Origin of the sequence: Lacrimispora sp. BS-2 (genome assembly GCF_040207125.1) — a bacterium.
GTDB lineage: Bacteria > Bacillota > Clostridia > Lachnospirales > Lachnospiraceae > Lacrimispora.
Window position 1 is genome coordinate 2929301 of record NZ_CP157940.1, and the last position, 12080, is coordinate 2941380.

Sequence of the window (12080 nt, forward strand, 5' to 3'; positions counted from 1 at the left end):
TCCTTTATTTGATCACCCTTACCCGGAGTACGCCTTTGATATCATTTAGCTTCTTTATGCTCTCTTCATCCGGAACGCTTTCCAGATCAAGCAGAGTATAAGCGTATCTTTCACGGCTTTTGTTGGTCATATCGGAGATGTTCACATCCCCTGCTGCCAGCGTTCCCGTAATCTGTCCGATCATGTTGGGGATATTTAAGTGAAGCACTGCGATACGGCTGGCCGCCTTGCACACTCCCATATCACAGGAAGGAAAGTTTACGGAATTGCGGATGTTGCCGTTATCTATGTAATCCATGATCTCCTCTACCGCCATTTTGGCGCAGTTATCCTCGGATTCCTCGGTAGAAGCGCCTAAATGAGGGATAACGATGGCTCCCTCCATATGTGCTGACTTTGAATTAGGGAAATCAGTCACATATTTCTTTACCTTCCCTGACTTAAGGGCCTCTGTCATATCATCCTCATTTACCAGGATATCTCTTGAAAAGTTCAGGACCACAGCGCCGTCTTTCATCAGGTCAAGGACAGCCTTATTCACCATTCCTTTTGTGGAATCAATTAAGGGCAGGTGAAGAGTGATGTAATCGCACTCCTGGAAAATGGTATCCACGGAGGTGATGTGCTTGATATTTCTGGAAAGCTTCCATGCTGCGTTTATGGAAATAAAGGGATCATATCCGTAGACCTCCATCCCCAAGGAAGAGCAGGCATTGGCAACTTCTGAGCCAATGGCTCCAAGACCGATAACGCCCAGCTTCTTTCCCTTGATCTCACATCCTGCAAAGTCTTTTTTGGCTTTTTCCGCAGATTTTGCAATATCTGCATCGTCCTTATTATCTTTACACCAACGGATACCTCCTTCAATATCCCTGGAAGCTATCATAAGGCCTGCTATGACCAGCTCCTTGACTCCGTTGGCATTGGCTCCAGGGGTGTTGAACACCACGATTCCCTTTGCAGCACACTCTTCCAGAGGAATGTTATTGACTCCTGCTCCTGCTCTTGCAACGGCCAAAAGGCCCTCAGGAAGTTCCAGCTCATGCATGGAAGCGCTTCGTACAAGAACACCATCCGCTTCTTTTATGTCATCTGTTAATGTATAATCTTCTGTCAGCAATGCGGTTCCGCAGGCGGAAACCCCATTAAGGCAATGAATTTTCTTTATCATGATTCCTCTCCTCCCGGTATGGTTATTTCCCATGCTTTGCTTCAAAATCCTTCATAAAGGAAACCAGCTTCTCCACACCTTCTATTGGCATGGCGTTGTAGATGCTGGCCCGCATACCGCCCACGCTCCTGTGGCCCTTTAGGTTTTCAAGTCCTGCCGCCTTTGATTCCTTTACAAACAGTGCATCCAGTTCTTCATCTCCGGTCACAAACGGTACATTCATAAGGGAACGGTCCTTCTTTACTACGGTACCGGTAAACATCCGGCTCTGGTCCAGGTAATCATAAAGAATGGCCGCCTTCTTTTCATTGAATTCTTTCATGCCCTCTAAGCCGCCCCGCTTCTTTAACCATTTAAACACCTTTCCGCAGATGTAGATTCCATAAGCCGGCGGTGTGTTATAAAGAGATTTCTCATCGGCATGGGTCTTATAACGGAGCATGGTAGGAGTTCCCGGAAGCACATCCTCTGTGATCAAGTCTTCCCGGATGATGGCGATTACCACGCCTGCAGGCCCTACATTCTTCTGGGCGCCTGCAAAAATCAGGCCGTACTTTGAAACGTCAACAGGTTCCGATAAGAAACAGGAGGAGAGATCAGCAACAAGTGTTTTTCCTTTTGTATTTGGTAATTCTTTGAACTTTGTACCGTAGATCGTGTTGTTTTCACAGATATAAACGTAATCCGCATCATCGGAAATGGGCAGATCCGAAACATCCGGGATATAACTGAAGGTCTTGTCGGCGCTTGAGGCAACCGCATTGGCCGTACCGTAAAGCTTTGCTTCCTGGTGCGCCTTTTTTGCCCACTGTCCCGTAATGATGTAATCTCCCACACGGTTCTTAAATAAGTTCATAGGAACCATAGCAAACTGCTGGGAGGCACCGCCCTGCAAAAACAATACCTTGTAATTGTCCGGAATCTTCAATAAATCCCGCAAATCCGCTTCTGCATCACCGATAATGGTCTCGAACAGCTTAGACCTGTGGCTCATCTCCATGACAGACATACCGCTGCCCCTGTAATCCATCATCTCCTCTGCTGCCTCTCTTAAGACTTCTTCCGGCAACACGGCTGGTCCTGCGGAAAAATTGTACACTCTGTTCATAATCTTCCTCCTCATACTTTTGTCTTAAATCTTTAGGTCTTCTGCGTCAAACGCATCCTGGATGGGCGCTCCCGGGGATACCATTGGGAATACCTTGTCATCGCAATGAATCTGACAATCTATAACAACAGGAACGTTTAACTCTATAGCTTCTCTGAGGACAGGCTCAAATTCCTCCTGACTGGTCACCCGGTAAGCCTTGGCTCCCAGCCCTTCCGCTACCTTTACAAAATCCACCTGGTCATTAAGCACTGTATGTGAATACCGCTTTCCATAGAACAGGGTCTGCCACTGACGGACCATGCCCAGTACGTGATTGTTTAAAACCACCTGGATGATGGGGATATTGTAACGGGTAGCTGTAGCGATCTCATTCATGTTCATCCGGAAACAACCGTCTCCTGCCACATTAATGACTACCTTATCCTTACAGCCCAGCTTTGCTCCCAGGGAAGCCCCCAGGCCGTAGCCCATGGTTCCAAGACCGCCGGAGGATAAAAAACTTCTGGGGTATTTATACTGGTAAAACTGAGCAGCCCACATCTGATGCTGGCCTACCTCTGTTGTGATGATGGCGTCTCCCTGTGTGATCTCATAAATCTTTTCAATAACATAGGGACCGGTCAGAGTGCTTTTATCAAAGCGCATGGGATACATATCTTTCAACCGGTCGATATGTGCCAGCCACTCTTCATGGTTGATGGGATCTAAACGGGCATTGAGCTTTTTTAAGATCACTTTTACATCACCCACCACGCTGGCATAGGTCTTGACATTCTTATTGATCTCCGCCGGGTCCACATCAAACTGAAGAATCCTCGCCCTTCTGGCGAACTTGGCGGCATTTCCGGTCACCCGGTCACTGAACCGGGCGCCCACTACGATCAATAAGTCGCATTCCGTAATTCCGAAATTAGAGGTCTTGGTCCCGTGCATCCCTACCATTCCGGTATATAATTCATCGGTTCCATTAAAGGCTCCTTTTCCCATAAGACTGTCTGCCACCGGGGCCTGGATCTTGTGGGCAAAGGAAGAAAGCTCTTCCGAAGCATTGGCTGCAACCGCACCTCCTCCTACGAAAATATACGGCTTCTGGGATTTCCGGATCAAATGCAGCGCTGTCTCTAAATCCTCCTCGGTTATGGTATCCTCCTGCCTTTTAATCGGCTCCGGAGACTGATATTCATATTCAAAGGTGCCGGCAGTTACATCCTTTGTAATATCCACCAGCACAGGGCCCGGTCTTCCGGTCTGAGCGATGCGGAATGCCCTGCGGATGGTGTCTGCCAGTTTTGTTATATCTTTAACGATAAAATTATATTTTGTGATGGGCATGGTCACACCGGCAATATCGATCTCCTGGAAGCTGTCCCGTCCAAGGAGGTTCACCGCCACGTTGCAGGTAATGGCCACCATTGGGATGGAATCCATAAAGGCGGTTGCAATTCCGGTCACCAGGTTGGTTGCTCCAGGTCCTGAGGTGGCAAGACATACGCCGGTCTTGCCTGTGGCTCTTGCATATCCGTCCGCAGCATGGGCTGCCCCCTGTTCATGGGAGGTCAGGATATGGGTTATCTCATCCTGGTGCTTATAAAGGGCATCGTATATATTCAGGATCGTACCGCCCGGATAACCAAAAACAGTATCCACTCCCTGCTCTTTCAGGCATTCGATCACAATTTCTGCTCCTGTCAATGTTTTCATAGGCCGCTCCTTTTGTCTTATATTTCGAGAATTGCTCCCCGGCTTGCCGGGGCTGCCATGGCCGCATAGCGGGCCAGGTATCCTGTGGTCACCTGAGGTTTCCTTGGCTTCCAATCAGCCTTTCTTCTTGCCATTTCTTCATCAGATACCTTCACATCTAACCGGTGGTTATCAATATCAATGGAAATGATGTCTCCCTCTTCCACCAGGGCAATGGGACCTCCCACCGCCGCCTCCGGACATGCATGCCCAATGGAGGCTCCTCTGGAAGCGCCGCTGAACCGGCCGTCGGTAATGAGGGCCACCGTGGAACCGAGCCCCATGCCTGCAATGGCTGAGGTGGGATTTAACATCTCCCTCATGCCCGGGCCTCCCTTGGGACCTTCATAGCGGATAACAACCACATCCCCTGCTACGATCTTTCCGCCCTTAATCGCTGTTATGGCATCCTCCTCACAGTCAAACACTCTTGCCGGACCTTCATGCTTTAACATCTCAGGCGCTACGGCAGAGCGCTTTACCACTGCAGAGTCAGGAGCCAGGTTTCCCTTTAATATGGCAATGCCGCCGGTCTGGCTGTAGGGATTTTCAACTGGCCGGATCACTTCAGGGTTCTTATTTACACAGTTCTTTATATTCTCTCCAACCGTTCTTCCGGTTACAGTCATACAGTCTAATTCCAGAAGCCCCAGCTTACTGACCTCGTTCATAACAGCGTAAATACCGCCTGCTTCATTTAAATCTTCCATATAAGTAGGTCCTGCCGGAGCCAGATGGCAAAGGTTAGGAGTCCTTGCACTGATGGCATTTGCGATTTCCAGATTTAAATCTACACCGGCCTCATGGGCAATGGCCGGAAGGTGAAGCATGCTGTTGGTGCTGCAGCCCAGAGCCATATCCATGGTCAGGGCATTGCAAAAGGCTTTTTCCGTCATGATGTCACGGGGGCAGATGTTCTTCTTAAGCATCTCCATGACAGCCATTCCCCCGTGCTTTGCCAGCTTAAGGCGTTCCGAATAGACTGCCGGGATGGTTCCGTTGCCTTTCAGTCCCATTCCCAGGACCTCGGTCAGACAGTTCATGCTGTTTGCCGTATACATACCGGAGCAGGAGCCGCAGGTAGGGCACGCCTTCTGCTCATATTCCCTCACATCCTCTTCGTTCATGTTTCCTGCGGTATAAGCTCCCACCGCTTCAAACATGCTGGAAAGACTGGTTTTATGGCCTTGCACACGTCCAGCTAACATTGGTCCGCCACTGACGAACACTGTGGGTATGTTAATGCGGGCTGCTGCCATTAAAAGTCCAGGAACATTCTTATCACAGTTGGGTACCATGACCAGGGCGTCAAAGGCATGGGCTCTGGCAAGGCATTCTGTGGAATCTGCAACCAGGTCCCTGGTGACCAGGGAGTACTTCATGCCAATGTGTCCCATGGCAATTCCATCACATACCGCAATGGCCGGAACCATCACCGGTGTACCGCCTGCCATGGCTACTCCCATTTTAACGGCATCCACTATTTTGTCCAGGTTCATATGGCCTGGTACGATTTCATTATAAGAACTGACTATACCGATCAGAGGTCTTTCCATCTCTTCCTCTGTCATTCCCAGCGCGTTAAACAGGGAACGGTGAGGCGCCTGCTGCATCCCTTTTTTTACTGAATCACTTTTCATGTGCTGCACACTCCTTTTCTTTTCCAATCCGTTCTACAATCAGATCTCCCATCTCTGCGGTTGAGACTTTTTTACACAGTTCCGAATAAATGTCTGCCGTCCGGTATCCTTCCTTAAGCACCTGTTCCACGGCTGCCTCCACTGCTGCCGCTTCCCTGTCCAGATCAAAGGAATAGCGAAGCATCATAGCTGCAGAAAGTACGGTTGCAATGGGATTTGCAATATTTTTACCCGCAATATCCGGGGCAGAGCCATGACTTGGTTCATACATTCCAAACTTGCTTTCATTCATGCTGGCCGAGGAAAGCATTCCAATGGAGCCTGTGATCATGCTGGCTTCATCGGATAAAATATCCCCGAACATATTTTCCGTCAGGATCACATCAAACTGTCCCGGGTTCATGACAAGCTGCATGGCACAGTTATCCACCAGCATATGGGTTAACGTCACCTCAGGATAATCCTTTGCCACCTCTTCCACCACATTTCTCCAAAGCCTGGAGGAATCCAGCACATTTGCCTTATCCACGCTGGTCACTTTTTTCCGGCGTTTCATGGCAATATCAAAAGCCTTAACGGCGATTCTTCTTATCTCATTCTCATTATAGGTAAGGGTATCCACGGCAGTCATAACGCCATCCACCTCTTTGGTATACCTCTCCCCAAAATACAGGCCTCCGGTCAGTTCTCTCATGATGACCATGTCAAACCCATCTCCGATAATCTCCTTTTTTAAAGGACAGGCATCAGACAGCTCTTTATACAGATAGGCAGGGCGGATATTGGCAAATAAATTAAGACCCTTACGGATAGCTAACAGCCCCGCTTCAGGTCTCAGATTCGGTGCCACATCGTACCATCTTGAATTTCCTACATCTCCGCCAACTGCCCCAAGGAGAACGGAATCACTGTTTTTTGCTGTTTCAAGGGCTTCATCTGTTAAGGGAACGCCATATGTATCAATGGAAATGCCGCCCATCAATACTTCGGTATACTGGAAATCATGACCAAATACACTTCCCACTTTATCAAGGACCTTTCTCGCTTCTCCAATAATTTCAGGCCCGATCCCGTCGCCGGGAATCACTGCAATGTTGTAATTCATCTCTTCCTCTCCCTCTATGCCACTGTACTTTGCTAATATAACTTATCAGAAATCGCTTTTCAGATTTCTGATAAAAGGCAGTGCTTTTTACTGCCGTCCATCCGATTATCGAAGGCGTTTTTTGCTTTTGATAATATATTTCTTCTCATAATAGAACATTTATCGGGATTTTTCAACTAAAATAAAATAATTTTCAGGAAAAGAATATATAAGATTGGAATTGATACTATGAATTTAAGTTATAAGTAAAAAAGTGTCTTCGACACTCTCAGCTCCCCTGCCCCTCACTCATGAGGGGTTTGGGGTTTTTCTTTGTGCTACTTTATTGTAAAATTCTTTTATGAATATCTTACAAACCATTTTTTCTGACTATTATGAACACATCATTTATGATCTTCGTCCCAGGCGCTCTGTTGTTGAGAATGTAGAACGACTGATTGACTGTGGGGATCCCTCCAAAGGTGGCGCTATGTTTGGCTGCCCTCTTTGTGGTGACCTCAAATTTGTTCCGTTTCGCTGCAAAAGCCGCTTCTGCCCTTCTTGTGGCAATAAATACAATCAGTTTCGCTCTCTTCACATGTCCTCTAAACTCATTTCTTATGCTCACAGGCATTGCGTTTTTACCATTCCCGAAGAGCTTCGTTTTTACTTCTTAAATGACCGTTCTCTTTTGAGCTGCCTCTTTCATTCTGTCCGTGATGTTGTTCTTCGTATGTTTTTCAAGATGAATAAGACTGAACGCTTTACTCCTGGTTTCATCTGCGTCCTTCATACCTTCGGCAGGGATCTCAAATGGAATCCTCATATCCACTCCCTTATTTCTGAAGGGGGTGCTGGCAACTTTACTCCATGGAGAACTGTTAAGCACTTTGATTATAACTTTCTTCGTAATGCTTTCCGTAAAGTCCTCCTCGAACAGCTTTCCAAACGACTCGGGCCTTCTTTCAACAAAATCAAAAATTCCATTTATAAAAAGCATGAAGATGGCTTTTATGTTCGGGCCATACCAAACCTTTGCACTCCGGATATCACAATTAAATACATCAGTCGTTACCTTGGGCGGCCTGTCATTGCCAGTTCCCGAATTGATGACTATGATGGGGATTTCGTTACTTTTCATTACACACGGCATGAAGATAACAAAACCATCATTGAGCGTATACCTGCCTTAGATTTTATCAAACGGCTTATCATTCATATCCCGGAGAAGCATTTTAAAATGCTTCGCTATTATGGCATTTATGCCAAACACCACAAACAAGAGAAAAATCTTCGTAAGTGTCTTTCTCCGGAAAAACGAAATTTTCTCTTACAACATTTAGACTGGCGTAATTCTATCCTTTTAACTTTTGGATATGACCCACTTCGCTGTCAGAAATGTGGCTCTTCTATGTTGGTTTTAGAAGTTTACCACAAAAAAACTGCACTATTTGAACGATATCGAAAGGTCATGGGATATGGATATATCCATATCTGTAATTCTTCCTTTATAGTCAAATAGTGCAGTCAAACCAACAAAACAAAAAACCTCATAAGCAACGTCATGGCGAAGCCCTCCTTCGCTCTTTTGCTATGCTATTTTTTATTTCAATACTATTATACACTATTTTTGACTATTTGTGGAATTTCCTATAAAGTAAAAAAGGCCGATATATTAATACATCAGCCATAATTACCACACAAAACAAAAAAAGCTAATCCCCCTCTCATAGAATTTGCCGCATCAATATGCCAGCAAACATTGTATTCAAACTGAATACATTTAATAAAGAAATTAGCCTATTTTTATAGTTTACCGTATGTAATATAATTTTGAACAGCCATTTAAGGGTGCCCAACAAAGATAAATTATGATACTTATAATAAAAAAAAGAGGGTCAATCACATAAGCGATATACTACTCTGATATCAATTGGATCAATCGCTTAACTTATTGACATTGGTTGCAAAACTAACGTAAGTTAGTTTTGCAACGCCCCTTTTCGATATTAAATTAATACTTTTAATAATCTGACATACTCCACTTTCTCACTATTTTTTCTTTCCTTCTTCCCAGACGCCTTCCTTATTCAGATAGTATTCTCCAACCCAGGTATCCGTAAGTCTTGCACCTCTTGTTCCGTCAGACGCTTCATTCAGGTAGTACCATTTTCCGTCAATCAATTGCCAGCTAGTAAGCATTTTTCCATTCGTGGCATCTAACGCGGTATTCAAATAATACCATTTTCCGTTGGTGAAAACCCAACCAGTAACCATGTAACCATTCTTATTAAAATGATACCATTCGTTCTTCCCTAACGTTTCCAGTTGGAACCAGCCATCCTTTGGATAGGTTCTGTCGGCGTTCTGATACCACCAGCCGGTGGCATTCTGAATCCATTTTCCGCCTTTGGCGGTTGTGGCTGCGAACCTGCCGCGGGGGCCTCCACCGCTGTGGCCGCCACCGCCTCCGCTTGAGTTAGAGGATGATGGTTTCATAATACTAAAGGTTGAAAAACTGCTGGTCTGGAATGTGGCTGAATTGTCTTTTCCATCATAAATGAAGTCCAGCCATTCATCAATTCCATTTCCCACATGATGAATTCTTTCACCGGCAATGTATTCTCCCGGAAGCATAACCTTTACAGTGACCGGAACTGCAAGCGTTACAGGATTGCCGTTCTTACTGAGAGTACAGTCAAAGGTCACTACCGCTCCGGTTTCCGGCTGTTTCTGCACTACGTTAAATTTCACCTGCTTACCAGTATCAGTAGTCGTAATACCTGCCGCAAGCAGAGCTCCACTAATTTCTGCCCCCTCTATCTGTTTTTTTCCTGTAATCTCTGGTGGTATAACCAACTGGGTAGCTGGTGTGATTCCGGTTGCCTCCTGTAACAGTTGTTCCACCTTTTCCAGCGTTTCCGGATTCATGTTTTTTCGTTTCGCTGGATCCATCTCCCTGATTATATTCGCCACTTTATCAATTTCATCCGGATCGTCAGAATTCATATTTTTTACTGCCTCTACTATCTCATCTACTGTAGAATCCTCGTTGAGACTGCTGCCCTTTTCAATTTTCAGGTATTTATATTGGCTGATACCGTCCGCATCATACTTTACTTTGGGGCTGCCGCTAGAGTCTGTGCTGGCTATGATTTTAATGTTAGTATAACCGCTGGTATCCGGCGCCTTGTTCATAGCTGCGCCGCTGCCTTGATTTCTTACCGTCACCTTGGCATCAGCGCTGATTTTAATTGTGCTGTCAGCACCCGCCTGAAAAGCAGCATCTGAACTATTGGCAGTTACATCCATACTGGTAGACTGGTCAATTATCACGTTGCCTTGCACTTCAATTTTACCATTCACCGTCAGCTTGGCGTTGTTATCGGCATTCGACCAGATTGTGAGATCTTTAGGCACGACAATAGCGGATTCTGAACCATCAATCTTGACTTCGCCCCTGTTAATCTTAATTTGGGCGGGACTTTCAGTCGCAAACACGATTTGTTTACACCCCTTGAAATCACTGTTCAAATCCAGGTTATTCTTATTCCAGTTCCAGCCCTCACTTTTGACTCCGCCAGCCTGGGAAGTAAGCGTCAGGATACCGTCCTTCAACCCTGTTGCAGCGGCGGAGGCTTTGACAAATTTGTTCTCGCGGTCTCCCACATAGAGACCCGCGGTAAGTTGATTATCAGCAGCAGCGGTATCGGCTGCTCCCACGGTCACCTCGTTTCCTGAATTAAATGTTTTCCCCTGGTCACTAAGTTTATTGGCCATACCTTGGACTTTGGAACCCTCTATTAAATAGATACTGCCGCTGTTCTCACTGATCAGCACGCCACCGTCAATGTTAATCTTGCCGTTTCGAGTCAAATTGATACCGGACGGATTACTTCCCTTTCCGCTGGCATTAATGGCGATGGTTCCCCCATTGTTTATGTTTATGGTACCATCGCAGATGATAGCGCTTTCATGGAAGTTTTCAATCTCAATGCTGCCGCCCTCGTTTACGTTCAGTGTCTTGGACGATGCCACACTTATCAAATTTTTATGTTCTGAGGAGTCCACTACAATCTTCGCACCAGCATTCACGTTTAGTATATCAGCCCGTATACCATTATCTTTTTCTGTTTCCAACCAAACAGTAATGTCCTTCAGTTCTATCTTGCCACGCAGAGCCTTACCTTGCATACGTACAGCCCCTCCGCCCTGGATAGATAAAATCTTTCCTCCAGCACTAAGCGTCTCAATGATAGTCAAGGTTTTTCCACTGGGAATAACCAGGGTATGATCCGCCTTCATCGTTACCATATTCTCCAATTTGATGTCATCACTCACAGTAATGCTAGACCCGGTGGTGTTTGTCAACGCACTGATTAGTTCAGTAGCATTGGAGACGCTGACAGTGCCGGTGCTTCTTCCAATTCTGACAACCACCGGAGAAAAATGCTCCATTTCAGCCTGTACTGCCTGCTCTGTCACGGTGGTATCACTCTTCTCCATAACCTGGTTCTCTTCGTCCAGATGATAGATTTGATAATCCTGCACTTTTGTCCGCTCTGCGCCCTCCGTCTGCTCTATCAGGTTTTCAAAGGATATGGTTATACTACCCTTTTCATTATCGGGCTGTACTTCATTTCCGTCTTTGTCCAGGACAGTAACATCAAAATATACCAGGTCCTCGTCGACTATATTAATGTTCCCTTCCAGTTCTTCCAATGCCTGTTTGAGGTTTTCAGTTGCGTCCTTGCTTTCAATCAGTTTTACTAACAGGCTCACATCCTCTGGGAACACATCTGTATCAGCGGATACCATAACGAGGTAATCTCCAGCCTCGGCGGTGAGGACAAGACCATCTTTTTCCGTTTCATCCTCCACAATCACCTTAATTTGTGGCAGGGATACGTCTATGTCCATCTTATAGCCGGATGGTATCACCGGCTCATAAACATAGGTTCCCTCTATGTCGGAGATAAACTTTTGCTCCGTACTTTCCACAAAATTTAGTTCCCATTCTATTTCCTTAATTTTCTTTCTTATGGTTTTTTTCTCAGTTTTCTTTTTATCCCTCTCTGACGCTTCTGCCTGGGAAGAAGTAGCTGGCTTTAGTTGGCTGCTTGTCACATCACCCTCTGCCGCCACGTCATCAGCCAGTTTCTCGTCCTCTATTTTTTCTATAAGCATGTCCGCCCAAATGCCGGCAGGAAATTTGATATCCTCCTCATCTGCCCCTATTGGCAATTTCTGCAGTGCATACTTCTCATTCAGATTCTCTAAACCAACAATCGTTTTTTCGGCATTACCGTCTTCTGCCGCATAGAGCGATCCAAT

General features: G+C 45.9%; 6 protein-coding genes and 1 pseudogene. 1 reads left to right on the top strand and 6 read right to left on the bottom strand.

What is annotated here, in order from left to right:
- Window positions 1-4: 4 nt before the first annotated feature.
- Genes ABFV83_RS13800 through leuB form a run of 5 tightly spaced genes read right to left on the bottom strand, consistent with a single transcriptional unit; the run spans window position 5 to window position 6767 of the window.
- On the bottom strand, window positions 5-1168 hold the full coding sequence (locus ABFV83_RS13800; RefSeq protein ID WP_349948926.1) for a phosphoglycerate dehydrogenase: 1164 nt from the start codon (window positions 1166-1168) through the stop codon (window positions 5-7).
- Window positions 1169-1193: 25 nt separating this feature from the next.
- Complete coding sequence (gene serC, locus ABFV83_RS13805; RefSeq protein WP_349944597.1) at window positions 1194-2279, bottom strand: 3-phosphoserine/phosphohydroxythreonine transaminase; 1086 nt, start codon at window positions 2277-2279, stop codon at window positions 1194-1196.
- A gap of 24 nt (window positions 2280-2303) precedes the next feature.
- A complete protein-coding gene (gene ilvB / locus ABFV83_RS13810; RefSeq protein WP_349944598.1) occupies window positions 2304-3983 on the bottom strand; it encodes a biosynthetic-type acetolactate synthase large subunit in 1680 nt (559 codons plus the stop codon).
- A gap of 17 nt (window positions 3984-4000) precedes the next feature.
- Window positions 4001-5662, bottom strand: a complete 1662-nt coding sequence (gene ilvD, locus ABFV83_RS13815) for a dihydroxy-acid dehydratase (protein ID WP_349944600.1) — start codon at window positions 5660-5662, stop codon at window positions 4001-4003.
- Complete coding sequence (gene leuB / locus ABFV83_RS13820; protein WP_349944601.1) at window positions 5652-6767, bottom strand: 3-isopropylmalate dehydrogenase; 1116 nt, start codon at window positions 6765-6767, stop codon at window positions 5652-5654. Before leuB ends, ilvD begins: the two co-directional genes overlap by 11 nt.
- A 340-nt stretch (window positions 6768-7107) precedes the next feature.
- Between leuB and ABFV83_RS13825 the strand changes: the two genes are divergently transcribed.
- Window positions 7108-8268, top strand: a complete 1161-nt coding sequence (locus tag ABFV83_RS13825; RefSeq protein ID WP_349944603.1) for a transposase — start codon at window positions 7108-7110, stop codon at window positions 8266-8268.
- A 629-nt stretch (window positions 8269-8897) separates the two neighbouring features.
- Here ABFV83_RS13825 and ABFV83_RS13830 read toward each other — a convergent pair.
- A pseudogene (locus tag ABFV83_RS13830) lies at window positions 8898-9086 on the bottom strand (N-acetylmuramoyl-L-alanine amidase family protein); the annotation flags it as partial.
- Between the last annotated feature and the right edge of the window lie 2994 nt (window positions 9087-12080).